The 25435-nt window shown below is 60.7% G+C and carries 30 protein-coding genes and 2 pseudogenes; 14 read left to right on the top strand and 18 right to left on the bottom strand.

The window, feature by feature from the left end; translation table 11 throughout:
* Positions 1-47: 47 nt before the first annotated feature.
* From RUU78_RS04490 to RUU78_RS04480, 3 genes are all read left to right on the top strand, one after another.
* Complete coding sequence (locus RUU78_RS04490) at positions 48-791, top strand: murein L,D-transpeptidase family protein (RefSeq protein WP_313914100.1); 744 nt, start codon at positions 48-50, stop codon at positions 789-791.
* A 6-nt stretch (positions 792-797) separates the two neighbouring features.
* Entirely contained in the window at positions 798-1172 is a 375-nt protein-coding gene (locus tag RUU78_RS04485) for an MmcQ/YjbR family DNA-binding protein (RefSeq protein ID WP_313914098.1), read from the top strand.
* Between the two features lie 198 nt (positions 1173-1370).
* The gene (locus tag RUU78_RS04480; protein WP_313914096.1) at positions 1371-1970 is read left to right on the top strand and encodes a class I SAM-dependent methyltransferase; all 600 of its coding nucleotides are present in this window, start codon (positions 1371-1373) and stop codon (positions 1968-1970) included.
* A 316-nt stretch (positions 1971-2286) separates the two neighbouring features.
* On the opposite strand, the gene RUU78_RS04475 is transcribed toward RUU78_RS04480, so the two are convergent.
* Entirely contained in the window at positions 2287-3093 is an 807-nt protein-coding gene (locus tag RUU78_RS04475; protein WP_313914094.1) for an ATP-binding protein, read from the bottom strand.
* Positions 3094-4840: 1747 nt separating this feature from the next.
* Entirely contained in the window at positions 4841-5758 is a 918-nt protein-coding gene (locus tag RUU78_RS04470; RefSeq protein WP_313914093.1) for a hypothetical protein, read from the bottom strand.
* 651 nt (positions 5759-6409) lie between these two features.
* On the opposite strand from RUU78_RS04470, the gene RUU78_RS04465 reads away from it, so the two are divergent.
* Complete coding sequence (locus tag RUU78_RS04465) at positions 6410-6688, top strand: hypothetical protein (protein WP_313914086.1); 279 nt, start codon at positions 6410-6412, stop codon at positions 6686-6688.
* A gap of 310 nt (positions 6689-6998) precedes the next feature.
* Here the strand turns inward: RUU78_RS04465 and RUU78_RS04460 are convergent, their stop codons facing one another.
* Positions 6999-7544, bottom strand: coding sequence for a hypothetical protein (locus RUU78_RS04460; RefSeq protein ID WP_313914090.1), 546 nt, complete (start codon positions 7542-7544; stop codon positions 6999-7001).
* A 144-nt stretch (positions 7545-7688) separates the two neighbouring features.
* On the bottom strand, positions 7689-7976 hold the full coding sequence (locus RUU78_RS04455) for a hypothetical protein (protein WP_313914088.1): 288 nt from the start codon (positions 7974-7976) through the stop codon (positions 7689-7691).
* 646 nt (positions 7977-8622) lie between these two features.
* Between RUU78_RS04455 and RUU78_RS04450 the strand changes: the two genes are divergently transcribed.
* A complete protein-coding gene (locus RUU78_RS04450; RefSeq protein WP_313914086.1) occupies positions 8623-8901 on the top strand; it encodes a hypothetical protein in 279 nt (92 codons plus the stop codon).
* Between the two features lie 111 nt (positions 8902-9012).
* On the opposite strand, the gene RUU78_RS04445 is transcribed toward RUU78_RS04450, so the two are convergent.
* A complete protein-coding gene (locus tag RUU78_RS04445; protein ID WP_313914084.1) occupies positions 9013-9654 on the bottom strand; it encodes a hypothetical protein in 642 nt (213 codons plus the stop codon).
* Positions 9655-9775: 121 nt separating this feature from the next.
* Here RUU78_RS04445 and RUU78_RS04440 point away from each other — a divergent pair, with 121 nt between their 5' ends.
* On the top strand, positions 9776-10006 hold the full coding sequence (locus RUU78_RS04440; protein WP_313914083.1) for a hypothetical protein: 231 nt from the start codon (positions 9776-9778) through the stop codon (positions 10004-10006).
* Positions 10007-10553: 547 nt separating this feature from the next.
* Here RUU78_RS04440 and RUU78_RS04435 read toward each other — a convergent pair.
* A complete protein-coding gene (locus tag RUU78_RS04435) occupies positions 10554-11204 on the bottom strand; it encodes a peroxiredoxin-like family protein (RefSeq protein WP_313914081.1) in 651 nt (216 codons plus the stop codon).
* 386 nt (positions 11205-11590) lie between these two features.
* Here RUU78_RS04435 and RUU78_RS04430 point away from each other — a divergent pair.
* Positions 11591-11749 (top strand): annotated as a pseudogene (locus RUU78_RS04430) (IS21 family transposase); the annotation flags it as partial.
* A gap of 8 nt (positions 11750-11757) precedes the next feature.
* Here RUU78_RS04430 and RUU78_RS04425 read toward each other — a convergent pair.
* Positions 11758-12489 carry a GTP cyclohydrolase I gene (locus RUU78_RS04425; protein ID WP_313914078.1) on the bottom strand — a complete coding sequence of 244 codons (732 nt, stop codon included), beginning with the start codon at positions 12487-12489 and terminating at the stop codon, positions 11758-11760.
* 90 nt (positions 12490-12579) lie between these two features.
* Positions 12580-13035 (bottom strand): fasciclin domain-containing protein, encoded by a 456-nt coding sequence (locus RUU78_RS04420; protein ID WP_313914076.1) that lies wholly within the window; start codon positions 13033-13035, stop codon positions 12580-12582.
* Between the two features lie 296 nt (positions 13036-13331).
* Between RUU78_RS04420 and RUU78_RS04415 the strand changes: the two genes are divergently transcribed.
* Entirely contained in the window at positions 13332-14312 is a 981-nt protein-coding gene (locus RUU78_RS04415; protein WP_313914074.1) for a MerR family transcriptional regulator, read from the top strand.
* A gap of 156 nt (positions 14313-14468) precedes the next feature.
* On the opposite strand, the gene RUU78_RS04410 is transcribed toward RUU78_RS04415, so the two are convergent.
* The 3 genes from RUU78_RS04410 to RUU78_RS04400 all read right to left on the bottom strand — a co-directional run bounded on the left by RUU78_RS04410 (position 14469) and on the right by RUU78_RS04400 (position 15782).
* Entirely contained in the window at positions 14469-14657 is a 189-nt protein-coding gene (locus RUU78_RS04410) for a hypothetical protein (RefSeq protein ID WP_313914072.1), read from the bottom strand.
* A gap of 115 nt (positions 14658-14772) precedes the next feature.
* Entirely contained in the window at positions 14773-14985 is a 213-nt protein-coding gene (locus RUU78_RS04405) for a type II toxin-antitoxin system HicB family antitoxin (RefSeq protein ID WP_313914070.1), read from the bottom strand.
* A gap of 299 nt (positions 14986-15284) precedes the next feature.
* The gene (locus RUU78_RS04400; protein ID WP_313914068.1) at positions 15285-15782 is read right to left on the bottom strand and encodes a hypothetical protein; all 498 of its coding nucleotides are present in this window, start codon (positions 15780-15782) and stop codon (positions 15285-15287) included.
* Between the two features lie 300 nt (positions 15783-16082).
* On the opposite strand from RUU78_RS04400, the gene RUU78_RS04395 reads away from it, so the two are divergent.
* From RUU78_RS04395 to RUU78_RS04385, 3 genes and pseudogenes are all read left to right on the top strand, one after another.
* Entirely contained in the window at positions 16083-16433 is a 351-nt protein-coding gene (locus RUU78_RS04395) for a hypothetical protein (RefSeq protein WP_313914065.1), read from the top strand.
* Positions 16434-16535: 102 nt separating this feature from the next.
* A pseudogene (locus RUU78_RS04390) lies at positions 16536-16967 on the top strand (IS21 family transposase); the annotation flags it as partial.
* 290 nt (positions 16968-17257) lie between these two features.
* Positions 17258-18451 carry a hypothetical protein gene (locus tag RUU78_RS04385; RefSeq protein WP_313914064.1) on the top strand — a complete coding sequence of 398 codons (1194 nt, stop codon included), beginning with the start codon at positions 17258-17260 and terminating at the stop codon, positions 18449-18451.
* A gap of 120 nt (positions 18452-18571) precedes the next feature.
* Here the strand turns inward: RUU78_RS04385 and RUU78_RS04380 are convergent, their stop codons facing one another.
* Positions 18572-18931, bottom strand: a complete 360-nt coding sequence (locus tag RUU78_RS04380) for a hypothetical protein (protein WP_313914062.1) — start codon at positions 18929-18931, stop codon at positions 18572-18574.
* A 372-nt stretch (positions 18932-19303) separates the two neighbouring features.
* Between RUU78_RS04380 and RUU78_RS04375 the strand changes: the two genes are divergently transcribed.
* From RUU78_RS04375 to RUU78_RS04365, 3 genes are all read left to right on the top strand, one after another.
* Positions 19304-19846: a transposase gene (locus RUU78_RS04375; RefSeq protein ID WP_313914061.1), complete on the top strand. Its 543-nt coding sequence runs from the start codon at positions 19304-19306 to the stop codon at positions 19844-19846.
* A gap of 459 nt (positions 19847-20305) precedes the next feature.
* Positions 20306-21529: a S8 family serine peptidase gene (locus RUU78_RS04370; RefSeq protein WP_313914059.1), complete on the top strand. Its 1224-nt coding sequence runs from the start codon at positions 20306-20308 to the stop codon at positions 21527-21529.
* Positions 21530-21589: 60 nt separating this feature from the next.
* Positions 21590-21823, top strand: a complete 234-nt coding sequence (locus tag RUU78_RS04365) for a hypothetical protein (RefSeq protein WP_313914058.1) — start codon at positions 21590-21592, stop codon at positions 21821-21823.
* A gap of 548 nt (positions 21824-22371) precedes the next feature.
* Here the strand turns inward: RUU78_RS04365 and RUU78_RS04360 are convergent.
* The 6 genes from RUU78_RS04360 to RUU78_RS04335 all read right to left on the bottom strand — a co-directional run.
* Positions 22372-22821, bottom strand: a complete 450-nt coding sequence (locus tag RUU78_RS04360) for a hypothetical protein (protein ID WP_313914056.1) — start codon at positions 22819-22821, stop codon at positions 22372-22374.
* 460 nt (positions 22822-23281) lie between these two features.
* Positions 23282-23698, bottom strand: a complete 417-nt coding sequence (locus tag RUU78_RS04355; RefSeq protein WP_313914054.1) for a zinc-ribbon domain-containing protein — start codon at positions 23696-23698, stop codon at positions 23282-23284.
* A gap of 77 nt (positions 23699-23775) precedes the next feature.
* Complete coding sequence (locus tag RUU78_RS04350) at positions 23776-24186, bottom strand: hypothetical protein (RefSeq protein WP_313914052.1); 411 nt, start codon at positions 24184-24186, stop codon at positions 23776-23778.
* A gap of 91 nt (positions 24187-24277) precedes the next feature.
* A complete protein-coding gene (locus RUU78_RS04345; protein ID WP_313914051.1) occupies positions 24278-24619 on the bottom strand; it encodes a hypothetical protein in 342 nt (113 codons plus the stop codon).
* 85 nt (positions 24620-24704) lie between these two features.
* The gene (locus RUU78_RS04340; RefSeq protein ID WP_313914049.1) at positions 24705-25109 is read right to left on the bottom strand and encodes a hypothetical protein; all 405 of its coding nucleotides are present in this window, start codon (positions 25107-25109) and stop codon (positions 24705-24707) included.
* Positions 25110-25224: 115 nt separating this feature from the next.
* Positions 25225-25435, bottom strand: a 211-nt coding sequence (locus RUU78_RS04335; protein ID WP_313914047.1) for a hypothetical protein, incomplete at its 5' end; no start/stop codon positions are given.

Here is a 25435-nt window from a genome sequence, read left to right as displayed (position 1 = left end):
TCGCGGACCGCCGATACACTGCGTCCCGGACTCGTGCAGGTATTGCCATGCGTCGTCGCTGGATCGTCCTCCTGTTGGTTGCAGCACTCATCGCCGCGGCGCCCTGGGCCTGGGCCCGCGTCGGCGGTCGCGTCATGAATGCGGTGTCGGGACAGAGCCGGCCCGAACAGGCCGCAGCGCGCGTCACGCCCGGCCTGCAGCGCGATCTGCGCACGCTCGGCCTCGCCCTCGGCGCACCGGCCTTCATCCGCCTCTTCAAGCGCGAAGGCGAACTCGAGCTTTGGCTCGGCGGCAAGGATGGCCGCTATCAGCTATTCCGCACCTATCCGATCTGCACCTTTTCGGGCCAGCTCGGCCCGAAGCGCCGCCAGGGCGATAACCAGGCGCCCGAAGGTTTCTACCGCGTCGCCCGCGGTCAGCTGAATCCGGCCAGCCGCTACCATCTCGCGTTCAACCTCGGCTATCCCAACGCCTACGAGCGCGCGCACGGCTATACCGGCGATTTCCTCATGGTGCACGGCAACTGCGTCTCCATCGGCTGCTATGCGATGGGCGACGCGGCGATCGAGGAAATCTACACCGTGGTCGACGCCGCCCTGCGCGCGGGCCAGCCGGCGTTCGACGTGCATGCGCTCCCGTTCCGTTTGGACGATGCGGCGCTGTCCGCCGAGCGCGGCTCGCCGTGGTTCGATTTCTGGTCCGAGCTCAAGCCCGGGTACGATGCGTTCGAACGCGTGCGCCAGCCGCCGCGCGTGAGCGTGCGGGACCGGCGCTATCGCATCGAAGGATAGGGACAGATGACGACCTTGCAGTCGGGACAACTGGATTCGATCTGCGCGCCCTGGCCGGGCGTGAGCACGGCCATCAAGTGGGAAGTCGACCTGGTCTACAGCGTGGCCGGCAAGATGTTCGCCGTCTATTGCACGCTGGGCGTGGAACGCGGGCGCGTGTCCTTCAAGGTCGACGCAGACCGCTTCCTCGAACTCACCGAGCAACCCGGCTTCATGCCGGCGCCATACATGGCGCGCGCCTTCTGGGTCACGCTGACCGACCCGGACCAGCTCGCCGCAGGCGAGCTCGAACGGTTCCTGCGGCGCTCCTACGATCTGGTCGTGGAAAAACTGCCGCTCAAGGTGCAGCGCGGACTGCGCGCGACCGACAGCGCGGAGTGAACGCCAAGCACGCGATGCGCGCCGGCGGGTCGCTTGATCGGGATGTAGCGTGCTGACCGGCGCGAACCCGGCCATGCGCAGCAACGCAAGACCGCACTGAATTCCGCAACGCATGCAGTGCAAGGCCGCACTGAACACCCGCAAGGCACGCATCCCGCCTTTGTCGCTTTTTTGCTTTTCTTCGCGAAGCCTCCCCGAATGCCCAAGACCTACGACCGCGCCTATTTCGACAAGTGGTACCGCAACGACGAGCATCGCGTGATCTCGCGCGACGTGCTGGGGCGCAAGGTCGCGATGGCCGTCGCCATGGCCGAGTACTACCTCGGCCGGCCCATACGCAACGTGCTCGACGTCGGCTGCGGCGAAGGCGCCTGGCACGCGCCGCTGCACGCGCTGCGGCCGCATGCGCATTACCTCGGACTGGATCCCAGCGAGTACGCCATCAGCCGCTGGGGCCGCACGCGCAACCTGCGACTGGCCACCTTCGCCCAGCTCGAACACCTGCGCTTCGACGAACGCTTCGACCTGATCGTCTGCGCCGACGTACTGCACTATCTGCGCGCCTCCGAAGTGCGCCGCGGCCTCGCCGGCATCGTCGACCAGCTCGAAGGCATGGCCTACATCGAGGTCTATACGACGCGCGACAAACTCGTCGGCGACCTCGAAGGCTTCCAGCGGCGGTCACCGCGCTGGTACCGGCAGACGTTTGCCGAGGCGGGGCTCATGGCGGTTGGATCGCTTGGCTGGGTTGGGCCGCGGCAGGCGCCTTGGGTTACGGCGATGGAGGGGGCGGGGTGAACTCTGGGGCGCTCAAACTGCCGCGGTGGGTGTTTGTGTAGGCCGCGTCGGACAACTCCCGTCCCGGCTCGCTGCGGTGTCAGCACAGAATTAGTTGGTGCGCGGCGCCCGCCCAGCCGGAGTTCGAGTATGGCGCGGAGAATCGCCACGCATAGTCAGAATCCGAAGCAAACCTGACCTTGTTATCCCGGCTTCGTGGCAGCGGCGACGCTCAAGGGCGTGTTCGGCGATCCGGGCGCGGGTAACTGCTTCAGGCTCAGCTACTTATCAGAGGTTTCCCAAACGAGTGACTAAGAGTCGAAGGTAAGATTGGTGTCTAAGTGCGCAAACGCAGTTCGCTTTCTATTACCTTCTTCTTTGCTTCCAGAGCGCGGAGAACAAATGCCTGATAGTCCTCCGCAGGGTAGTTTGGGTTCGCTCTCGACTCTCCACCAAAAAACATTGTTGCCCTTGCAAGCTGCTGAAAGAAATTTTCATTAAAGGACCCAGCCTGTAGATACCGCGGAATTTCGGCGTAAAGTACTTTGAGTTCCTCAAGATGTTCCTTGAGGCTTCTTGCTTCCGCTGTTTGTGGCCCGATGTTCAAGCGCTCAACGATAAGACGCTGAACTTCGTCGTATGTGGCTTCTTCAGTCTGCCCTTCACGACGAATGTAGATGGCTCCCGACCGAATTCCAGATCCTGCTTTCTGTGCTACGAACGGCAAAGCCGCTGGTCGGGGATGAACGAAGACCACTTGAAATCGCTTGCCGATTAGAGAGGCGTACTCGGTAGCGTCATACGAAAAGTCTCCTATTTCGATAGCCGTCTGAAGTGGCTCTGGCAAGAACAGCTTTATCCCGTTTACAACATCAGCCTTGTCCTTGATTTCGCTGAGCCCGGAAGGATGAAGTGTTTTGTCTGATCGCTCTTCTACTCCGACGATCAAACAACCGCCGCCGGTGTTTACCAGCCCGAGCAAATGCTTCGCAAGCGGGCCATGCTCTGGCCATTGTTCCTTAAAGTCACAATTTCTGTTTTCACCCATGTGCTCTTGCAATAGTACGCGCAGGGACTCACGCGTTGGGCTCTCAAAGAAGCGAACGAACGACTCATGCAGGGTCTTTGATGCAGATTTTGCCATGATGAAGTCACCACTTGGCTTGACACAAGGCTGCTGTGACAGCCGAGAAAAATGCGCCGGCTGCCCGTTCTGACGGGTTGAGTAAAGATGAAACCTAAGGTTCTTCGCCCATCTGAGTGGGGCGCGTGCGCCACGTCGCTGCTGCCTGCCTAAAATTTGAGATGAGAGGCAACCACCGGCTTGCCGGTGTTTGTCCTTTCGATTGAAGGGTCATGCAGTTTGGTCATCAATGAGCTCAAGTAGCTGTATTGCACTCTTGGCGCGTGAATCATTGCCATTGGCTAACGGCGCAACATGGTGACGCGTTGAACGGATGAATGCATTAAGCAATCTTTATACAGAGTCTCCAATAGATAGTTTTCGTAGCCTTCGTCCGGGACGAATGAGCCCCCAAGGTCAATGAGTGACTCCATCACTGCTCGTTAGGCCCAAGCTTTCCCTTCTATGAGGATCTGTCAATCTCGGGAAGAACACCCAAGCTGACCGGATGGAACGTTCCTGCATGGTAGTTGCCCACTACCCAGAGAAACACATCGTAGGAGTCACTGGCGGTCGATTCGTCTTCGGCCGTGCGAAGCGCTTCGAGTGCTGCTTATGAGTTGCCTGAATCGTTCGATTCCGGCTGGGGAAACTGAGCAAGATCGAGTGATCGCATAAGTGTAGGTCTTGTTGTGGCCTAACATTTTACCTAAGCGAACTGCCGTGGGCAGGTCAGCTTGAAACAAGGGCAAGGTAGCATCTTCCACCTTTACGGATCGGGCCGCGTTCCGGTTTGACTCGGCGCTGGATGGCATGGCTACGCACTCCAAAGCCAGTTTGTGGTACCCATCGGATGCTTCGTATGGGACGGTAGGTGAAAATGTGCGACGTAGCGGTGACCGGGCCAAGGAAGGCTGCGGTAGCGAGTCCGGATGAGCGAGGGGTTAGGCTGCACTTCGCTGTGCTTACTTTGAAACAGTGTTCTTGCTCAATGTCATGCGATCGCAGCATACGAGGAACTGTTTCGGGCAGAGCCGGCGGACCAGCGCGCTTCCTGGCTCTGTGAAGGGATACTCCCATCCCACGACTGAGGCTCCGATATGTAGGTGACGAAGGGTGGCGCCGGCGAGCGCTAGGCCCAAACCAGCTTTACGCTTGTTGCTCGCAACCCAGACTCTCGCTATGGCAGGACACCGTTTGTGTATAGCCTCGTCGCTATGGAGCCGGACGGCACCGTCGTTGGCCCATTCGACGCTCCAGAATCGACACTGCAGGAGCGTCAGAACGAATCCCACCGCTCTTGGTCCGGTCGTGAGGACGTATAGCCGCTGGTCGTCCTCGGTAACCGTCCCGTCGTACCCGGTCTTGAACTTCGGCATGGAGCTTTGCGCCACGTATGCAATCCGAGCGATCTCAAACCGCATAGCCTCTGGCACGGCGCTATCGACCAAGCGGATGTTGGCGCTCTGGATCTGTTGAACGACTTGGCACTGCATCAGCGCAGGGATCCTGGGGCCTCGCGCGATCTCGTCCTCGGTGATCGGAATCATGTTCTGTGCAGGCTAACGACTAGGGTAAGCGGCCTGCGCGGCCGCAACGTTTGATCGAGCTGGTTGGTATTGGGACACCCATAGTATTCAAGATAAGTAACGGGGTCAGGTTAACTTACTGCCCAACGTCACTAAGTTAACCTGACCCCCGTTTATGGTTTTAGTCTGTCGAGGCACTGATTGCTGCGGCAGGGTGCGTTCGACCTAACGCACTGAAACTATCGAGAATTCTCAGTGACAAAACGAACGACGCCGGAAACCATGGTTTCGACCTGCTGCCGGTTGAACTCCGCAAAATTGCCATGCGCTGCTGCATTGCGTAACGCTGCCCAGGCACGCAGCTCTTTTGCCTGTAGTTCGTTGAAGGCGCCGCGCTTTTTCAGTGTGTCAATCAGCGAAGACATGCCGAGGGGCGCACCTTTGTCGGTGCTCGTCGGCTCCGGCGGTGAAAGCGCGCCGCACACTGTACGCAGGCAGCGTTCGAGCGAAGCGCCGGCAATTACAGCGGCTGCAATGTAGTTCGGCTCATCCCGATTACCGGCAAGTGCCGCAGATGCTTGTTCAAGATAGTCGGAGATAACCTCGGCCTCTATTTGCAGCGCAAGCGAGTCAAGTGAGCCGGCCTCAAGCTCCTTACGTACTGATCGAAGAAACCCAATCAGGTATTCCACTTGCGACGGATCACTCTTAAGGCCGTGCAATCCGTTCAGGGTCTTCCTCAGTAGGCTTGTGGGAGGAACAACTTGATCCAGGATCGCAACACAGGAAGTCCGCCACTCAATAAATTCGGGCCTGCTGGCGAGGTTGTATTGGCGGTATGTCGTTTCACCATGCATGTTGATGCTCGTCCGCTGGGAGTGCTGCTTCATCGGTAAACCCGTCCCTGCGGCAATCAGATCATCCATCCGAGCCAAATAGTTCGCCTTGATGCGTGCTGCTATAGCCATCGCGGTGCCCTTGTCGGAAGCGTCGAGGTACGTGCATTCAACTGTAACAGGCGTGTCGAACTCGACACGCCCAAAGCATTCGCAGGCTGAGAATGGACGGACTGAGCCGATGCGCTGCAGCGCATCGGCTTGAGGACGAGGGGGAATTGAGAGCCGTTCTTTGATGCTCTCCAGCGCGGGCTCGTCCACGCTAGCGCCGTTGCTTCAGCAATGTGGGGCGTATGACTTACGTATGGCAAGATGAATGTGGAACTGGTGAGGCGGACGTCGCGCGCAAGCCGGGACTTCTCTGGACAACGGAGTCAGGTCAACTTCCAGCCTCATTGAAACCCCGCGGCAGTCAAGCTGACCCTGTTTGCGACGCAGAGCGTGCTTTGTCCGTGCCAACACGGCTATGAGTCTGTCGTCGGAAACAGCAACCTCTCACGCTTGAGCAAAATATACTCGGTTCGCGCGGTGGACAAGTTCGTACCCTTGACGCCGCCCGCCCCCAGGTAAACAATCCGTCCGTTGCCGCCAATTCGGCAACCGGGTTTTGCAGCCCGAATCTACGGCGCACACAGCGCCGCACCGAAGACGGCGTTTTTTTACGCCCAGCTTTTGTGCAGCGCCGCATGCCGATTTCTGGCGGCGGTGTGCGGGGAGCCGCAAGGCTCGCCGGTCCGTAGCCGGTCTGCAAACCCGCACACCGTTCGCCACCCTTTTCGCCGTTCCGGGTGGCGACTCCACGCAAAGGGAGTTGTCCATGGAAAATCGGTCTGCAGTTGGCGGCACTGAGCCGCGTCGTTATTCCCTTGTCCGCATTGGCGGCGTTGTTCCCTGCTCCGGGAGGCGCGCGCCATGACCCCTCAAGGTTCGTTCTATCCCCTGCGCCGCGACGCGCGCGGCGATCATCCCGTGATGTTTGCGTACATCATCGACGCGGAAGAACAGCGCGAGGCGCTGGATGAGGAAATCATGACCCGCCTCGGGGCGATCCAGGAGCTCAGCGAAACCATCGCAACAGCACAGCTGGAGTGGCCGGGCTCACGCTCGCACGGCGGCATCCTCGAAGCCGTGGCCATCCTCTCGCGCGATGTGCGTGGATTGCTGGAGGCCCGTTCGGAGCAGGAGCCGTAGGCTCGCCCTTGCCGGGGCGGCGCTGCGCCGCTCCGGCGTTCCGGTCGGGATTCGCACGGAACGGTCTGCACCGGATCAGGGCACCCAGAGCGCCGGGAGGAATCCGGCAGAACAGGGGAGGCGTGTTCCTCTACTCGGAAAGGCAAGCAACCTGCCGAGGCGCCGACCCGCTCTCAATTATCAATCCGGCCGCAAGACGTCGCCCATCTGTCGAATAACGGGTTCAGGTTAACTTACCGCCCAACATCACTTAAGTTAACCTGACCCCGTTCATCGCAAGATTTATGTCAGCTATTTTCGAAACACAATACTAGGCACCGCCGTCGATCTTGACCGACTCAATTGCTTGTACGGCATCGTTCATCGCTGGGGTTGGCGCTGCCGCCACGTCTTGTGTGTGAAAGCTAATGATTCGGGTGCCGACGACGACACAGTACATAACACCAACGGCATCCATGCCGTCGATGCGACCCGTCCAAGTGAGTTTTGCGCCCGGGAGGCCGCCGAGCATGACGCTGCTTGGCTCAGAGCGCTTGAAGTCGACTCGTCGCCTCTCGACGCCCCCTGCAAGCTCAAGGAGGTATTTGGCCGCCGAAGAGTCAAGGTCAGATTTCGGTACGTTCTGCAGTTGTGTGCCGAAGTCGAGAAACGAGATCTGTAACAGTGTCTTTACGGCTGAATCGCTATGCGGTTTCAAAAACGCCACTACAGTGGCTTGCCCCTGACTCTGCTGATTCGGCCCCTCAAAACCCGAAGGGATATCAATCCGTATCGGTGCGATGCTGTATTCGGAGGCACAAGCGGACGTCCAATGGATATTCGCAAAGAGCAGGAGAGCGATATAGAGGGCGCGCATACTTACCTTTCCTCGGAGCCTAACTTCAATTTATACCCCAACTCGGGGCGCGCAGTAACGGGGTCAGGTTAACTTACTGCCCAACTTAACCTGACTCCGTTCATGGGGATAAGATCGCGGCTGCGCGCGATCTATCCCTATTCGTTAGAGGCCAAGCTGGCGAGACCAGAAGACGCAATTGCTGTACTGGCCGAAGATGTCTTGGCTTCGTGATGCCTCGCCGGTGAATCCATGACGCTCGCAAATTGCTTTGATGCGCTTGCCGAGCATCGAGTGAAAGGTCTGAAAAGGGGTGTCGCTATCTACAGATGAAAGTTCTGATATGTACGCATGCTGATTTTGCTGAGCAATTCTTCGGATTATCTCGTGGGAGTCAAACTCTCCGCCTGAGCTAAGAATTGCTGCTTCAATTGAATCATCGGAAATTTTCATGTGGTATCTAACTCGCTGATTGTTAGCCATCCTTGGTCGAACCTGTCCATCTGGGCACTTGACAGCGACCAAAACGCGGGGCCGCGAGGTGTTGCGAGAACAACGGGGTCAGGTCAACTTCCAGCCATATTGAAACCCCATGGAAGTCAACCTGCCCCTTTTACGCGGCGGAAAACACCTCGTCTGTGCCAACACTGCGATAAGTCTGTCGTCGGCAACAGCAACCTCTCACCGTTGAGCAAAATATACTCGGTTCGCGCTGGGGGCAAATCCGTACCCTTGACGCCGCCCGCCCCCAGGTAAACAATCCGTGCGTTGCCGCCAATTCGGCAACCGGGCTTGGCAGCCCGCATCCACGGCGCATACCGCGCCGCACTATGTCCGGCGTTTTTTTATGCCCGGAAATCGTGTGGCGTAGCCTGCCGATTTTCTGGCGGCGGTGTGCGGGGAGCCGCAAGGCTCGCCGGTCCGTGGCCGGTCTGCCAACCCGCACACCGTTCGCCACCCTTTTCGCCGTTCCGGGTGGCGACTCCACTCAAAGGGAGTTGTCCATGGAAAATCGGTCTGCAGTTGGCGGCACTGAGCCGCGTCCTTGTTCCCTTGTGCGCGTTGGCGGCGTTGTTCCCTGTTCCGGGAGGCGCGCGCCATGACCCCTCAAGGTTCGTTCTATCCCCTGCGCCGCGACGCGCGCGGCGATCATCCCGTGATGTTCGCCTACATCATCGACGCGGAAGAACAGCGCGAGGCGCTGGATGAGGAGATCATGACCCGCCTCGGGGCGATCCAGGAACTCAGCGAAACCATCGCAACGGCGCAGCTGGAGTGGCCGGGCTCGCGCTCGCACGGCGGCATCCTCGAAGCCGTGGCCATCCTCTCGCGCGATGTGCGGGGATTGCTGGAAGCCCGTTCGGAGCAGGAGCCGTAGGCTCGCCCCTTGCCGGGGCGGCGCTGCGCCGCTCCGGCGTTTCAGGCAGGATTCGCACAGATACCCTGGTGGAGGTCCGCTCGCGCGAAGGGTTAGGCGTCACCGGCGGGCTCACGCCGTGCGGGCAACTTCCAGTTTGAACCTGTAGTAGCGGTCAGCGGCATCTGCAATGCTGGTAATGAACCAGAGATTGATGCCGCCACCAATGGCCGCGCCAACGAACGGAATGAAGCCGCCGGCTGCCTTGGCGGCGAGCTTGCTGGCGAACTTTAGCGCCACCTTGGCGCTTACTTTGGCGCTCAGCTCCTTGCCGAGCATGACGCCGCCAGCAACCGCGATAGTCTTGCCAATGAGTTTGGCACCCATCTTCCCGCCCACCTGTGCTGCAATGTCGACCACCATTTTTGATGTGAGCATGTTGTCGACATCGTCGTCACCAGCCCACACCGCCAGAATGTTCGGGAAGTCCTCTTCTTCCAGAAAGTCCCGGCTCTGCGCAGTGCCACCGATGATCGCTCCTATGCCGTAGGCGCAGACGGACATCCGGTTCATCAGGAACACGACATCTGCGGACATGGTGGCCAAGTGCGCAACCGGTATAGCGGCAGCTGCGGCGCCGCTGCCAGTGACCATCGCCTGTTGCTTGACACGCCAGTCACTCATCGACTGAGCGTGTGCATCCGAGAAGATGCCACTCCGGTCAGGCGTCAAGCTCTCAAATGCGCTCACGACCCACTCAGCAAACTTCGACATGCTCATTCCCCCTGGAGTTCTGCTATGAGTCTGTCGTCGGCAACAGCAACCTCTCACCATTGAGCAAAATGTACTTGGTTCCCGCTGGGGACAAATTCGTGCTCCATTAGCCAGGTGTTGCATGGCTGCATTGGCCCGGTCGGTGACATGCGTCGACATATCCGGGGCAGTGCAGTACTTCGGCGACGCTCGCGGTTCGTCGCACAGTCCGCGCTACCCCCTGGCGCGTTCGCGAGCGAAAAGCAATTTCGCCGCGTGGCTCGGGCTGTGTCCGGACACCACGATCACCGGCGGCAACGTCGTGAGCGGCAAGACCAAGCGTTGCGCCTACCACCGCGTCGCGTGCGGCTGATTCCCTCGTGCACGACCGACGACCTGGCTGCAGCGCTTGTCAACGCAGCAGAAGCAGCGTCTTCCGCACGAGCTACGATCCGGCAGCGCCGATCGTTCTGACAACGCTTCGGATGCGTCCAGCTCGCTAAAATCGGCTCGTACGCGCTTTTCTGCTATCGCCCACTAGTCGCTCCGCAGTTGCGTCGATTGATCTGTGTAAAGACAAGGTCATGGTCTTCGTTCCTGGCGTCGAAGAGCAACTCCACCTCGAGTCAGCGATCGGAACTCGACACGCCGTGTTCTCCAGAGTGGACGGGGGGCCCAAGGATGAGTGAGCTCGCCCGCACCGACAACCAATGCCGATGCGGATTTCCGGCATGGTCTTCGGCGGCGTACGAATACTCTACGTAGTCGCTTCGGCCGGCCGGCATGGGTTGTCCCGGGCCGGCCGTCGCGGCGCACTTTGCAGTCCTTCCGGCAGCGTGCACGGCCGCCTTCGCGGGCCCCGCTGCGCGTCATACACGCCTGTGCGGTGCTGGCCGCGCAGGACGCCACTGGCGTTCGGCTCAGGGCTTCAACCGATGCTTTCGCTGTGCAATGGCGCGGGCTGCCTCCACGACGACGCCGGCCGGGGTGCGGATCTTGTAATCGGGGTGGACATAAGAAAACTGTATCGTGCCCTGGGCGTCGACGATAAAGACCGCAGGTACCGGCAAGGCCTGCAGATCCGAGCCCGATCGTTTGTCCAGATAGATGCCCCAATCGCGGTATTGCTTGAAGGTCTTGTCGTCGACCTTGTAGGCGATGCCGAACGCCCTGCTGGCGTTAGCGTTGCCGTCGGAAACCAGGGTGTACTTGAGGGGGTTGTTCTCCAGGGTCTGGTTGATCTCCTCGGGAAGATCGGGACTGACGGCAATCACCTGGTATCCCAGCTCCTGCAACTGGCCTTCGACTTTCTGTAGTTCGCTGAGCTGAAGATTGCAGTAGGGGCACCACCCACCTCGATAGAACACCACGACGGCCGGCGCACCGTGCACGACTTCCTTGAGCGTGCTTGGCTTTCCACCGAGTGTTAGAACCGCCGCATCCGGAAGGGGGCTGCCGAGAAGGATCGGACGAATGTCGGTTTCGCTTGCCGCGAGTTCCGGATCCGCCAACGCCGCGGAGGAAGCTGCCAGCAAGGACGACAGGACGAGGGTCTTCAACAGACTAAGCATTGCTGTCTCGCAAGAAGGGGGGGTGCGCATCTGACCGGGCTGGCAGCAGCTTTCTTGCATGCCTGTCCCATGCCCCACCGTCGATGCACTCGGTCGCTGCCTGGCCCTGAGGCGGCACGGCTTTGTCGTCTTGTCGTTACGTCAACAGGTTCTCACCATTCACGCCGTGCACCGTGTCACCGACCGCCCCTATGGAGCCATTCCAGGATCGCCGCAATGGAGCCAGGGCTGACCGGGGCAATGGAGCCAGCGAATGACCGGGCTATTGGAGCCAGCCGATGATCGCCGTAATGGAGCCAGCCGAGGATCGGGCTAGAGGCGCCAGCTGATGCCCTGATCGGGCTCTCGAACTCCCATTCACCGCTGCTCTCGGAGGCGGCACAGGTGACTTCGGCGCTGGCCGGACGATCGTGGACGTGCACACCGGCGAGGTGATGAAGACGCGGATCGTCGTCATGACATTGGCGTTCTCGCGCCACCCGTACGCCGAGGTGGTGCGCGACCAGACGGTGGCCGCATGGCTGGCATGCCACCGCCGCGCCTTCGAGTCTCCCTAGGAGCTCCGGCGTTGCAGCAGGGCGAGAAATTCACGGCGGAGGTTCGAGTCCTTCAGGAAGGAGCCGCGCATCACGCTGTTGATCATTTTTGAGTTCGCATCCTTCACGCCGCGCCATTGAGTGCAGAAATGGTCGGCTTCCATCACGAGTGCGAGCCCGTCCGGCTGCATGCGGTCTTGCAGCAGATCTGCAAGTCGCTTCACCGCCTCTTCCTGGATCTGCGGGCGGCTCATCACCCATCCGCACAGGCGCGCGTACTTCGACAGCCCTATGAGATTGGAATGCTCGTTGGGCATGACTCCGATCCAGACCTTGCCGATAATCGGGCACAGGTGGTGCGAGCAGGCACTGCGCACCGTGATCGGACCTACGATCATCAGCTCGTTCAGATGTTCGACGTTGGGGAATTCCGTGACGTCTGGTTGCGGGTGGTAGCGGCCTCTGAAGACCTCAGTCAGGTACATTTTCGCGACGCGCCGCGCCGTGTCCCGCGTGTTGTGATCACCTTCGGTGTCGATTACCAGGCTCTGCAGCACGCCCTGCATCTTCAGCGTCACCTCTTCGAGCAAGAGGGGCAGTTCCGCCGCCTCGATGTGACGCGCGATGTTGTCGTTGGCGTGGAAGCGGTGTTGCGCTGACCGCAGCCGCCCTCGGATCCTCTCCGAAACCGGAATGGGCTCGCCCTCGTTCGGAACAACCTCGTCGGTCCGCTCTAACGTCGTTTGCATGGCATGGATAGCTGTCGGGTAGTTGAGGCCAGGGGAGGAGAGGTCACGGCCCGTTGCCGGGCCGGAACTTGCTCACGTGGTGCTGGCTGCTTACTTCGGCATGACCACCGTGTCGATCACATGGATCACGCCGTTGTCGGCGACGATGTCGGTGCCCGTTACCTTGGCGTTATTGACCATGACTCCCCCGTCCGTGGTGACGTTGAGGTTCGAACCCTGCACCGTCTTGACCATTCCGGCCTTCACATCCTTGGACATCAGCGCGCCCGGCACGACGTGGTAGGTCAACACGGCAGTGAGCTTGGCCTTGTCCTTCAGCAGTGCGTCGAGATCCGCCTTCGGGATCTTGGCGAACGCGGCATCGGTCGGCGCGAACACGGTGAAGGGACCCGGGCCTTTCAAGGTATCGATCAGGCCGGCTTCGGTCAGTGCGGCGGCAAGCGTCTTGAACTGTCCGGCCGCGACCGCGGTGTCGACGATGTCCGCCGCAGACGCGCCTGCTGCGAAGAAGGAGCCTGCAATCAGTGCGAGCAGTTTGTTCTTCATGATGTGTCCTTTGGGGTGGCGAATCAGGATGAAAAGTGGGATGGGGGAAAGTCGTTCAGCTGTGAAGGAAGAAGCGCGACCCATGAAGCGGCGCGTCGGCAGGAGCCACCGAGGCGCCCATCACTACCCAGGCCGCGGCGGCAGTTAGCCACCTTCCCGGTGAAGAGGTTGTGAACTAGACAAAACCTGGACACCAGATGCCGCAACGGTACAGACTCCGCCCACCCGGCGACAGTCACGGCACCGCGTTCGCGTGCAGAATGTCCGTGGTGCCGCACCCATACAGAGTTGGAAACATGTCCAGAAAAGCGTCGAAAACCAGCGTTCCCGATCCGCCTCCGAAGTTTCGTATCGGCGCGGTATCCCGGCTCACCAAGGTCCCGGTGGATACCCTGAGGGTGTGGGAGCGTCGGTACGCAGTCGTCGCCCCGAACCGCGATCTGTCTCCGGCGCGCCTGTACGACCAGGACGATGTCGAACGGCTGGTACGCATCAAGCGACTTGTCGACGTCGGGCACGCCATTGGTTCCGTGGCGAACCTTTCGCGAGCGGAACTGGAAGCGATGCTTGCTCTACACGAGGCGCCGGCGCACGCGCAGATTCGAGGCGAGACTGACGCCACCGAAGTCTGCTGCTACAGCGACTCGCCGAGTTCCATGAATACCGAGAAGGCAGCGTCCGAGGGCGTGACGGTACTTGGGCAGTACAACAACTGGGCGGCGTTTGAAACCGCCGTCCTGGAGCGCTCACCGGCAGCAATGGTCATCGAAATGGCGGCGCTCATGCCGCAGCGTGTGGACGACATCCTGCGGCTGTTCTGGCGATCGCCCTTCGTGCACGTGGTCGTCTGCTATGGATTCTCCCAAGCCGCGCAGGTGCGGCGACTCGAAGCGGAAGGTGTGATTGCACTGCAGTCACCCGTTGGCTCTTCCCAGATCATTCGCGAATTGCGGCGATCACCCAACGAGGCGCATCCGCGACCCGCCTCGACGCGCGCGGTCCTTGAGCCGCGCATGTTCGAAGATGCAGCCTTGCTTGAGATTGCGCGACGCTCAACGACAGTCGATTGCGAATGCCCGCACCATCTGGTCGGCATCATCCGTACCTTGAACGAGTTCGAGTTTTACAGCGCCAATTGCGAACACCGTGGTGCCGACGAGGCGGCCCTGCACTCCATGCTGCGAGCCAGCACCGCGCAGGCTCGCGCGGTAATGGAGCGCGCGCTAGTCGAAGTGGTGGCATTCGAGGACATGCCGCTGCCCGAGCGCGCGCAGTAGTAAAGGGGTCATGGGCCGGAGCCGGAGGTCAAGCGTTGACAGGTGGAAGTGCACGCTGCACGCCCGGCTGTACCGCAGGGCCTATTCGTTAGATTTCGCCGCCCAGACGGGATAGCTGACGATCTGCTCAACTTCCTCAACTGCCTCGTGACCAGGTCAGTTCGTGAGCCATCGACTGAGCCGCTTTTTCGCCTCTTCATGGCTCAGCGCGTCTTCTGTCTCAACCCGTTCAGCGCCGCGCCTGATCTTCTCAATGACATACAAGTGATACTGGATGTCCTCGTAGCTCGCGTTGTCGGGAAGCGAACTCAGAAATTTAGCAACTTCGGCTTTGGGAGTATTCATGACGGTTGGTTTCCCTGATGCCCGCGGCGCAGGGTGAGCGCCAGAGATGCGATGCTTTTCTGCGGGCTCCGCGTAGCCCATGAATGTTTGAAGACTCGCGAGTAGTGCCGCAGAGTTAGGCGGCGATTTCGACGTACTCGACTACGCTTGCTGCTGGCGGTGGCGGCAGCCCATCTTCGCGGAGGCCCTCAAGATGGAATGCAATTGCCTCCCGAATCTCGCGCTCCGTTTCTTCCAACGAACCCCCGGTGGCGACACAACCAGGAAGATCGGGCACATAGGCCGAAAAGTTGGATTCCGCTTGCTCAATGACGACGGCGTAACGCATGGTGCTTACCTCTTCAGACCAGCTTGCTTGAGAATGCTCAAAAGTGTACCGGTTGCCAAATCATCGCTGGGTTTGCCCGGAAGCGTGACCCGGCCAGGTTTGCTAGCGTGCTTGAATTGACGATGACTGCCACGCGTTGCGGCGAGGAACCAGCCATCGTCATGCAGCAACTTCAGAACTTCACTGACTTTCACGTCCCGCGCACCTCCGAAGATTCAAACATTGGTCGGCTAACGCCCCGGTTCAGCGGCGGACCGCGCAGTGACTGTCCACGGCAACCGGTTGTCCGCCGGTGGCTCCTACAGTTGAACGACGTGCCTTCCCGGTCGGCCATCATAGACGTAGTCGAGAATTAGCATGCCGCGTTTGCCTTGGGGCATGTTCTCGTCTTCCACCGAGCCAGCAAGGGGCACGTACGTTTCCACCTGCGTATCACCCGGAATCAGCGTCGACACCTCCTGCCACTGTTCACCGAACTTGACCTCGTACGCGTTTCGCAGCGCCTGAGACCGTCGGGCGTTCACGTAGATGGGAAGCCCATCTGTGTTACGAAACCCAGCACGCACGACAAAGAGGGGTGACTTCCCGACGTTCCGGAGTTGAATCCACAGCACGTCGTCGTAGCGGTCGCCCACGCCTGTTGCCCGAAAAGGCTGGAACGACGAACCGACGCTTAGCGTCTCGATCTTCCGGGGTAGGAAGTCGCCGATCCCCGCCACGAGGCGAATCAGGGCCGCTGCGAGCAGGCTGCCCGCTGCTCCGATGATCAGCGCTACCCAGGGATTCGCCAGGTCCATGATTGCTCTCGTCCGGCTAGCTTCAATTCATGCCCCAACTCAGGGTGCAATGGATCCAGTATCGCCTGAACTCAAGCACTTTCCTACACACCGCTGCGCCGTTCTTTGATGCTCTCCAGCGCGGGCTTGTCCACGCTACCGCCACCGGATTGCGACCCAGAGCGCCGGGACGAATCCGGCAGAACATGGGAGGGTTGCTGGCAGTGCGCAATCTGACCGGCGAGGTGCGCGGCTACCCCGCACATTTTGTGCGTGACGCGACCGGCGTCTGGCGCATCAACTCCATGTAGGAATACGACAATGACTGCATCGGATCAACGTGATGAAGTTGCCGTGAAGGGCGAAAACCTCGCTAAAGCGCAATCGGGAGGGCTACGCGCAGTAGGCGGCATAGTCATTCTGGCGACGGCCGTCGTGCTCACTGTCGCCGCGCTGTGGCTACTCGCCCCCGAGCTACTTACGGGCTCGCGACGTGCTGAGGGCATGATAATCCGCATTCTTGTCGTGAGCCTGATCGTGTCCAGTGGTGGTGGAATGTTTATGAGTGTGATGACCAGGAATCCGTCGTGGCTCCTGACGCTGTTGGCCGCCGGTGGAATGGTGGCGCTATGGCTTCTGATTGGTAGAGCAATGGGGCCGTTGATGCATTAGGTGCCACCTACTTGACCCTCCAGCCTTGGATGTCACCGATGAGCGTGCTGCCGGTCGGTCCGCCGGAGGTGCGTTTGCCACGATCCACGCCAAGCTCAGGGCAACCACGGTTACACCGGCAGCTATTCCGCGGTCCGCCGTTTTGGTTGTTCAGCATCTGGTCGCGCAGCGACCGCTGGTGACGACGATGCGGTTGACGTTCTTGCCGGCGGAGGCGGCACAGGTGGACTTCGGCGCTGGCCCGACGATCGTGGACGTGCACACCGTCAAGGTGATGGAGACGTGGATCTTCGTCATGACATTGGCGTTCTCGCGCCCCCGTGCGCCGAGGTGGTGCGCGACCAGACGGTGGCCACATGGCTGGCCTGCTACCGCCGCGCCTTCGAGCACTTCGGCGGCGTGTCCGAGCGCATCCTCATCGACGATCCCCACTGTGCGATCACGCGGGCATCGGTTACCAATCCGCACGTGCAGCGTGCGTATGCCCAGTGTGCGGAAGGCTCTGGTCTTCGCATCAGTCCGTGCCCGCCGGCCCGCTGTTGCGTCGGGTCGCGATGGGCCGACAGGGCCGTTCCGCGCGCGGCGCCGGGCTGGCGTACACGCCAAGCGGCGGATGCGGGCCTGGTTGGCAGGCTGCTGAGACAGATCCGCAAACGCGATGGCAGAGCTCCTGCGCTTCCGTCGTTCAATGGAATAGGCGCTCTGCGCCCAACACAGGACAGCACCTGGGTCCACACGTCCCGTCGATAGCGTCGCTCGTACGCAGGTTCATTCGCGTGGGCGCGGGGTGTGCTGTGTCACAACCATCCATCGAAGGGCGAGACATGAATCTACTGATCGAGCAAGCGGGCCGGTTCGGTTTCGCCAGCGCATTGTTTCTGGCGGCCGGGGCCGGCACGCCCGCTGTGGCGGCCAATCAGGCGTTCGTCACCTCCATCGCCGACAGCGGGATATTGGGCAACTGGGCCGATGCGGGAGGCAACGTGGGGTTGGCCGCGGGCGATGCGATCTGCGTGGCGCGCGCAACGGCGGCGAATCTGCCCAACCCGGGTCAGTTCGTCGCGTGGATGTCGGATTCGACGAACGACGCCTACTGCCGCATTCACGGCTTCAACGGAACCAAGGCCAACTCGTGCGGGCAGGCCACGCTGCCGGAGGGCGCCGGACCGTGGCAGCGCGTCGACGGCACGCCATTCATGGCGGTGATCGAACGCGCGGTGGAAGGAGACGTCTACATGCCGTTGAGCCTCGACGAGTTCGGCGCCACGGTAAACAACCAGCGCCTCTATACGGGGACCACGTCCGACGGCACGGTGACCGATCTGCATTGCGGCAACTGGCTTATCGATGACGATGTGAGAGTCGGCAGTACGTCCCAGACGTATCCGGGATGGACCCAGTCTTCCGGCAGGGCCTTCTGCAACAGCGGCCGTCTGGCCTGCATGCAGAAAGGTGCGGGACCTGCACTGTCCTTACCGCCGAGTGGCAGGAAGCAGGCGTTCATTACCCGGGAGCTCTCCAACGGCAACCTGGGGACGTCGCCGCTGGCGGGCGGGAATTCCGGCCTCGCTGCGGCCGATGCGATCTGCCGCAACTCTGCGCAGGCCGCGAATCTGTACGAGCCACAGAGCTACAAGGCGTATATCGCAGCCGGCTCGAATCCCGCGGCGCGCTTCCAGAACGATGGTCCCTGGTTCCGGCTCGACGGCGTCAGGTTCGCCGACGATTTCGCGCAGATCAGCTCGGGCTTCGTACGTGCCCCGCTGAACCTGACCGAGACCGGCCTGTACAGGAATTCATTCGTGAACTACGCATGGACCGGCGTGGACAACACCGGCAGTTTCGGTGCGAATTGCAGCGGCTGGAACGCATCGTCGGGAGCGGGCTGGACGAGTCTGCCGGAAGCCAATGGTCCACGCTGGCCCAGGTCCTATCTCGACTCGGTGGGCTGTAGCTTGTTCCAGGCGTTGTACTGCCTGTCGGATTCCGATCTGCTTTTCCGGCACGGTTTCCAGTAGGTGCGCCGGCGAAACCGGCGGAGCGTAAAAGGTGCAAGTCCCCCACAACGAAGGAATAGCGATCCCACGTTTTCGAGCAGAGCGGAGCTGGACACAATGGCGTCCAGCTCCGACTTGCTATCAGCACTTCCCGAAGGATTTCCTCACCACGACAACGCCAGCGATGGACACCGTGACCTGTACGCCAGTGGGGATGCCCCACGTTGTGCAGATGCTCAAGCAGGCCTGGGCCGCCGTGCCGTCGGGAAAACTAGAAGGAATCGGCAGACAGACACTGCCAATCCCGAGGGGGAGATTCAAACAAATTTTGCCGTTTGACACAGTCACGGAGATGCACTGTGCGAGCAAGCTGATATGGCCATCATCCGCGATGGATGGCGATGACTTGGCGCTTTCTGCGGCGACAGCCTGATAGTGGCTCTTGGCGGTTTCGATTGATGCTTGAATCGCCGAATCATCAAATGCGGGATACTTGTTCATTGCTGACCCTCCTCGCTTTGTGGTTCACAGATGCTATTTTCACTAAGTGTAGGTGTCAATAAAAAATCATGCCTTAATATATTTATGTAATAACGCACGAGAAAGCTTGAGAGGGCCGTGGTGTGAACCTTGCAAAGACGCAGATGTGCGCGAGCTGATGGAAGCCCGTTCGGAGAAGGGGCCGTAGGCTTGCCCCATGCCGGGTCGGCGCTGCGTCGCTCCGGCGCTTCAAGTGGGATTCGCACGGAGCGGTCTGCACCGGATAAGGACACCCGGAGCGCCGGGACGAATCCGGCAGAACATGGGAGGGGTGTTCCTCTACTCGGAAAGGCAGGCAACCTGCCGAGGCAACCGAGTCATGGGCCGGAACCGGTGACGGTGAGGCTAAGCGTTGACGGGTGGGAGTGCAGGCTGCCTACCCAGCCATACCGCAGGTGCGGCGTCGACTTCACGCGCATCGATGGCATCGAAGCGACGGCCGCGTTGACCGTGGTCTCCGAGGTCGGTGCGGATCGGAGTAGGTTCCCGGGTGACAAGCAGTTTGCCTCGTGGCTCGGGCTGTGTTCGGGCACCACGATCACCGGCGCCAACGTCATGAGCGGAAAGACGGAACCTTGCGCCAACCGCACCGTTGAGGCGCTGCGTCGTGCGGCCTCCGCACGGCGCACCTGTCAGTCGGCGATCGCCGCGTACGACCGGCGTCGGTGCGCACGCATGGACAACAGCAAAGCCATCACCTCCGCCGCGCACAAACTCGCGAGGCTGATCTGCGCGGTGCTGACGAAAGGCGGGGAATGCACCCATCGCGGCCAGGACGATTTCGAAGAACGCTGTCGGGAACGCCTCATGCGGCAGCTCGCCCATCGCACCAAGCCGTTCGACGTGCAACTGATCCCTGGCCTTCAGTCGTGGTGAAAATGCCGGCACCACAGTAAACATGACTGAGCGGAGCGTAGTCGACGGCAGCGCGCCACTGTCACCGCGTGATAGCGCGAATTCAACGCCGTGACGTTTCGCTGCGTTTACGCCTGGCGCCCGTACTGCGACCAGGCAACGTAACGCGCCCACTCCCTCGATTCTGCAAGGTAGGTGGCTTCAGCGCTGTCGGGTGACGCCGGCCGCATCTGCGACAGCCTCTTCGGCGACGCGCTGCGAGATTCAGCGTGCTCGCAGCACTGGTGAATGGAGTTCTGATCGCTGTCCGCAGACGAATGGCGCCAGAGCGTACCGGCCGCCGGCGCACCGGTTGGCCCACATTCAATCGATCAGTTCGATGGAGTACTTATGCCTACCCAACGACGGAAAACAACATCCCGTGCCAGCGCTGCGGTCGAACCAGCACCCGTGGCTGCCGGGCTCAGTATCGATGAGTTGTTGCTGGCCGCGCAGCAACGCGGCGATGACAGTCTGGAAACCGGGCGTTTCCTGGTCACGTTCAAGGACGGCGCACTCGAACGTGGCGACGCCGTATTCCGTAAGCGCGGCATGCGCGTAGCAGATGCGCGCGATTTTGGTGCGCAGGCGTTGGAGATGGGTGCACTGGGTGACGCCGACGCCGTGATCTTCCCGGAAATTGGTGTGGCACTGGTTGGCGGCGGCGACATGGCCGCCACCGCATTTGGCGCACTCGAGGCCGCCGTCGCGGAGAATCCGCTGCAAATCGTCGAGCCCGAGTATTTCGTCTTCGCCGAGGGCATTTCATCAGACTATCTGCGCGGATTCCGCCGGGCCGTCGAGGCGATTTCCGCCGATTTCGGCGAGCCGGCGTTGGAGGACAGCAGCGAGACGGTGCAAGTACAAGGCGCCACCTGGGGCCTGGCTGCGTGCCGAGTGCCGGCCAGCGCATTCACGGGTCAGGGCATCAAGGTGGCCGTGCTGGATACCGGAATGGACCTCGCACATCCGGATTTCGCCGGGCGAAGCATCACTGCCGCTACCTTTGTAGGCCAGTTGCCACAGGATCTGCATAGTCACGGCACTCACTGCATCGGCACGGCCTGCGGTCCGCAGGCGCCGGCGGGCACAACGCCGCGCTACGGGATCGCGTTCCGGTCGAACATTTTTGTCGGCAAGGTGCTGTCGAATTCCGGTGGCAGTGTGGGCGGCAGCGTTCTGGCTGGCATGAATTGGGCAATTGCCAACCGCTGCGAGGTGATCTCGCTCTCGCTGGGTTCGCAGGCCCCCGTGCAGGCGGCTTACACCAATGCGGGCGCAGCAGCGCTGCAGAAGGGATTGCTGATGATCGCTGCGGCCGGCAACGCCGCCTCCAACACGGGTGCGCCAGCCAATTCACCAAGCATCATGGCGGTTGCCTCCCTGGACAACAACCTGCAGCCGTCTGCGTTCTCGAGCTTCGGCAAGATCGAGATTGCGGCGCCGGGGCGCGACGTCTATTCGTCCGTGCCGCGGCCCACACGCTATGGCTACAAGAGCGGCACCAGCATGGCGGCGCCGCACGTCGCCGGCTGTGCAGCGCTGTGGGCCCAATCGAACCCAGCCTTACGTGGACAGGCGCTGTGGAATCGCTTGTTGGCTACGGCGCGGGCGCTGCCCGTTCCCGCCAATCGCGTCGGCCGTGGACTGGTGCAGGCACCCTGAACGCGCTACCGTGGCGCCGGCCGTGGGCGTGTGCTCGCGGCCGTCGCTGGGAGAGCAATCGTGAGCGTGAAACCGTTATGGACGGTGACTGTGGAACCGGGTGTTGCGCTTCCGGCCGTCGCCGCAGCTTTGCGTGAGGCCGGCATGCAGATCACGGATGTGCTGGAGGAAGTTGGCGTGGTCAATGGCCACGCGACCGCCAAGAACGTGGAAAAACTGCGGCACATTGGGGGCGTTGTCGACGTGGCGCGCACACTGGAATTCCAGTTGGGTCCCGAAGCGAGTGGCAATTAGGTTTTCGTCCGTACGCGGACCGGACTGGTCTGCGTTGAAGGCCACGACCTCGCGCTCGGTGTGAGTACTGATCGCCGCGACAACGGTTCTGATCGATCCTGGCAGTGGGTCTCAAAATCGCCTCGCTCACAAGGAGCTGGCCGTCGGCTTATGCGCGCGTCGCCTTCGTTGAATGGAAGATAGCAACTTGGCGATCAACCTCGAGATCGTGCGCCAGACAACGAATGGCGGACTGGCCGAAGCCCTAAGAAACCTTTCGCGAGAAACAGTCGGCGATTGAGAGCGCACGGAAACCATCAGGTGGCATCGTGTTCTGCAACTCGACGGATGCCACCCGTGCCTCATTGTTGAATGGCCAGCTGGAGATACCCGGGCGATCAACGGTGTGCACAATTCCACCGGCCGGGAGGGCGTCGAAGCCAAGTGAGTACGCTCTCGCATGCATGGGCATTCGATTGATCGCCAGCTCGCTGCCCCGAAGGCTTCGTGCGGCCTATTCATGGGGTCCGCCAGGTGATCGGGTGAGGCCCGATTCAGATCCCCGACCCTCAGTCGAGGTGAAAGGGCCGAACCGCGAAATCACTACTGGGGAGGCGTTGTTGAGTGCCTTCGCCCTGCCACAGCACTTCTCTCGCAAGCTTGTTGGGCCCCTCGGACCATTCGAGCTCAATGCGCTTCTGGCCCTCGGCCCAAGAGAAGTAGAGGAAAATGAACTCGTCAAAGCACCCGGCGAGCTTGATGCATGGGCCGGTTTGGGCGCCACAGCGGGAAGTGCGAATCTCCACGGGCTGGAGCTTCTGAACGATCTCCGGTCGGGAGTCCGCTCGTCCGGGCAATGCGTCGGACTTCCGCAGCTCGTAGACGTAGGCATGAAGTGCAGCAAGCTCGGCCTGAGTCAGGGAACGAGCCCTCACCGCGGCAGCATGATTGGAATCGCAGACGAATCCGCCGCAGGAGACCAAAAGAAGGAACGCCGGAATCAAGAGCAGTCGTTTCATGAGAAGGCCAACGTTCGAGCTATCCGGCCCACTACGGCGCTTGTTAGTGCTCATGCAGCGCCCGCACGCCAAATGACTGCACAGAGGCAGGCGAAGTACGCAACGGCGAACACTGGGGGTAACGCCAAAAGAACAGCCAAAGCACTTCGTTGACTGCGTACGCGCCATGCAGCCACACCAAGAACCACCGATGCCGGCAAGCCGTAAATGAAGCCGAGCCACGCTCCGAGTTGAGCCTCAGCGCCGAGTGGATTTACCGGAGTGCGGAACACGTAGGACCCGTAGTAGACGAGTACGGCGCCTGCGAGCAACGCCCACGCGTAGGCCAACACGACGACGATCGGCTTCCACATGAGCACTAACGCCCGCGTCAAGCGGCCGCGGGCTGACAACCTATCAGAAATCATCGAAGTCTCGCCCGTGGTCCGCTCGAACGCATGATTAGGTTTGAGCTCGCAGCTTAAGCGACTTTGTCTTGCCGCTTGCGAGCGAGCCCCGCCATTTGCGACTCGCGGGCTGCAGCGACGCGCTCGCGCTCCTTGCGTCGACAGGATCGGCAACGTATCGCGATTGAATCGATCGGCCCCTTCGCCGTTTCATACCACCACTTCTGTTGAGTAGCCCTCCAGATTTCCTCAGAACCACAGTCCCGACACGTGAACGGTCGATCGGCATAGAAGCGCGGATAGGCAATGTGCGGAAACGTAGCGTAGTTGTGCTCAAGCGCCGCCCAGTTTGCGAGAACGGCTCCCGGCGGTAGCTCAACGCCATTGACAGAGCGGAAGCCGGACATTTCCTTGAGCTTCAGCTTGCGCTTTGCATCCAGCTCGACGCGCCGGGACTTCACTTGTTTCTTGGAGGTGCGAGGACGCTTCATATCACGCCTGACGTTTGACACGAGCTGCGGCCGGAAGCAGGCGAAGCCCGCTGGAAGACGGCAGCGCGATGGGAGGGCTAGGCGGCAACACGAGTGGAGTCAGACGCCGCCGAGTAGCTGAACTTCATAGCAATTCCAGTAGCGAAGCCTATACGGACCTCTACGTCACCGAACTCGTTCCCGGAGTAGCTGATTGACTCAACGACTTGCCCAACAACTGAACTCAGTTCCGATAGGTCATTTAGAACCAAGCCGTACTCAAGCGTTGAGTTGACGGGCGTTCCCGGTGGCTCATGAGACTCACGCCAGAAAACCATGCCGCACTCGAAGTACAACCGATACCACTGTTCGTCGAACTTGAGATGCGCGACGACAACTTGATCCGAGATTGCTGTGCCATCGTAGAAGTGCAGCACAAAGAAGCCAGTGCAAGCCTGGCCGATAATGCGAGGCTCGTCGCCATTGATGGTGCAGTGAATCGGAGTCATTCCCGCTGACGCCTCGTGCCGTGTTAAGCCGCCGCGCGATGGTGCTTGGATGATACGCGCAACTTCCTCGGCGGTCGGCTTGAGCGATGGGTTAGACGCTATGCTGCTGGAGCTCGCTGCACTGGGCAAGATGGTCCCTGACGGCGGCCAAGCAAGCGAAGTGCGGATTGGTTTCCAGATGCCCGATTCTCTCCAGCGCTACGAGCAGATGCGGGCGCCCAAGGCTCGATTGCAGCGAGTACACACCGCTCGACACCCAACCATCACTGCGGCAATTTGGCGTAGAGAAGACAGCCTCAAGCGCCTCGCCAGTTGGGCCCCAGAACTCCCACACGCCGTCTTCCACATCGATGCCCTCGCAATAGGAGATGGCCTGGTCCGCATCTGCAAAGACATGCAGCGATCTGTCATCAGTTGCCAAGACAAAGATCATATGGCCTAACGCCCCGCTTCAGTCGCGGGCCGGCCGGAGCGGTGCAGCGGAGACCGGGACGTCGGCTGCAAGCGACAGTTGCGCATCACGCACTGCCTACCAACACCAGGCCGCCGTTCTGGGGAAGCCACAGCTCCGCCTGATCAGAGCTGGCATTGAAGAAGCCGACGCCGTGCTTCTGCGCCAGTGCGAACATGGCTTCATATGCCTGCTCCGCCACGGACCATGCAAAAGCTGCGTAGATGACGGAGTTGCCAACACTGTAGTCCGTGACGGTTGAGTCGTCGTCACTCGAAGCGTTCGGCCCATTCAGGGGCGGGAACGCCTTTGTCATTTCCAGAAACCACGCGCGAAGCGCCGGCGTAGTGACATCGGGATTGTCGTACCCGTGGTCTTCTTCCCACTCCGTTTGTTGGTCGTACCAATCCATGAAATCCGAGTGCTTACTCGGAGCGGCTGATGGATCAAACACCATCAAGTCATAGCTCATCGGAATCTCCGCATTTTCAGATGCCCAGCGCCACGCTCAGCGGCAACGGGCCGAAAGAAGTCCAGGAATTATCACGACCTGTCCGCGCTGTCCGCTGGAACGCATAGTCAGGGCGTCAGCTTATCCACAACACCATGCGCTTTTCTACACGCCAGCCGGACGCAGACCGCTGCATGAGAAACAATGTACCTGAGCCACACAGCCCATCGCAGCGATGAGCGACATAGACCAGTGCCTGCTGACGATCAACTGTCAAAACGGGTACGGTAACCTGAAGCTGCCCCGCTATTCCGGAGATCAAGAACGCGAGTGCGTTGGTGTCGTTA

Origin of the sequence: Tahibacter sp. (assembly GCF_032229445.1) — a bacterium.
Classification (GTDB): domain Bacteria; phylum Pseudomonadota; class Gammaproteobacteria; order Xanthomonadales; family Rhodanobacteraceae; genus Tahibacter.
This window is presented reverse-complemented; position numbering and strand designations above follow the sequence as displayed.

Excerpts from the sequence above, each read along its gene's own strand:
- RUU78_RS04490 (WP_313914100.1), top strand. The coding sequence starts at position 48 with ATGCGTCGTCGCTGGATCGTCCTCCTGTTGGTTGCAGCACTCATCGCC.
- RUU78_RS04485 (WP_313914098.1), top strand. The coding sequence starts at position 798 with ATGACGACCTTGCAGTCGGGACAACTGGATTCGATCTGCGCGCCCTGG.
- RUU78_RS04480 (WP_313914096.1), top strand. The coding sequence starts at position 1,371 with ATGCCCAAGACCTACGACCGCGCCTATTTCGACAAGTGGTACCGCAAC.
- RUU78_RS04475 (WP_313914094.1), bottom strand. The coding sequence starts at position 3,093 with ATGGCAAAATCTGCATCAAAGACCCTGCATGAGTCGTTCGTTCGCTTC.
- RUU78_RS04465 (WP_313914086.1), top strand. The coding sequence starts at position 6,410 with ATGACCCCTCAAGGTTCGTTCTATCCCCTGCGCCGCGACGCGCGCGGC.
- RUU78_RS04460 (WP_313914090.1), bottom strand. The coding sequence starts at position 7,544 with ATGCGCGCCCTCTATATCGCTCTCCTGCTCTTTGCGAATATCCATTGG.
- RUU78_RS04455 (WP_313914088.1), bottom strand. The coding sequence starts at position 7,976 with ATGAAAATTTCCGATGATTCAATTGAAGCAGCAATTCTTAGCTCAGGC.
- RUU78_RS04450 (WP_313914086.1), top strand. The coding sequence starts at position 8,623 with ATGACCCCTCAAGGTTCGTTCTATCCCCTGCGCCGCGACGCGCGCGGC.
- RUU78_RS04445 (WP_313914084.1), bottom strand. The coding sequence starts at position 9,654 with ATGTCGAAGTTTGCTGAGTGGGTCGTGAGCGCATTTGAGAGCTTGACG.
- RUU78_RS04440 (WP_313914083.1), top strand. The coding sequence starts at position 9,776 with ATGGCTGCATTGGCCCGGTCGGTGACATGCGTCGACATATCCGGGGCA.
- RUU78_RS04435 (WP_313914081.1), bottom strand. The coding sequence starts at position 11,204 with ATGCTTAGTCTGTTGAAGACCCTCGTCCTGTCGTCCTTGCTGGCAGCT.
- RUU78_RS04425 (WP_313914078.1), bottom strand. The coding sequence starts at position 12,489 with ATGCAAACGACGTTAGAGCGGACCGACGAGGTTGTTCCGAACGAGGGC.
- RUU78_RS04420 (WP_313914076.1), bottom strand. The coding sequence starts at position 13,035 with ATGAAGAACAAACTGCTCGCACTGATTGCAGGCTCCTTCTTCGCAGCA.
- RUU78_RS04415 (WP_313914074.1), top strand. The coding sequence starts at position 13,332 with ATGTCCAGAAAAGCGTCGAAAACCAGCGTTCCCGATCCGCCTCCGAAG.
- RUU78_RS04410 (WP_313914072.1), bottom strand. The coding sequence starts at position 14,657 with ATGAATACTCCCAAAGCCGAAGTTGCTAAATTTCTGAGTTCGCTTCCC.
- RUU78_RS04405 (WP_313914070.1), bottom strand. The coding sequence starts at position 14,985 with ATGCGTTACGCCGTCGTCATTGAGCAAGCGGAATCCAACTTTTCGGCC.
- RUU78_RS04400 (WP_313914068.1), bottom strand. The coding sequence starts at position 15,782 with ATGGACCTGGCGAATCCCTGGGTAGCGCTGATCATCGGAGCAGCGGGC.
- RUU78_RS04395 (WP_313914065.1), top strand. The coding sequence starts at position 16,083 with ATGACTGCATCGGATCAACGTGATGAAGTTGCCGTGAAGGGCGAAAAC.
- RUU78_RS04385 (WP_313914064.1), top strand. The coding sequence starts at position 17,258 with ATGAATCTACTGATCGAGCAAGCGGGCCGGTTCGGTTTCGCCAGCGCA.
- RUU78_RS04380 (WP_313914062.1), bottom strand. The coding sequence starts at position 18,931 with ATGAACAAGTATCCCGCATTTGATGATTCGGCGATTCAAGCATCAATC.
- RUU78_RS04360 (WP_313914056.1), bottom strand. The coding sequence starts at position 22,821 with ATGAAACGACTGCTCTTGATTCCGGCGTTCCTTCTTTTGGTCTCCTGC.
- RUU78_RS04355 (WP_313914054.1), bottom strand. The coding sequence starts at position 23,698 with ATGAAGCGTCCTCGCACCTCCAAGAAACAAGTGAAGTCCCGGCGCGTC.
- RUU78_RS04350 (WP_313914052.1), bottom strand. The coding sequence starts at position 24,186 with ATGACTCCGATTCACTGCACCATCAATGGCGACGAGCCTCGCATTATC.
- RUU78_RS04345 (WP_313914051.1), bottom strand. The coding sequence starts at position 24,619 with ATGATCTTTGTCTTGGCAACTGATGACAGATCGCTGCATGTCTTTGCA.
- RUU78_RS04340 (WP_313914049.1), bottom strand. The coding sequence starts at position 25,109 with ATGAGCTATGACTTGATGGTGTTTGATCCATCAGCCGCTCCGAGTAAG.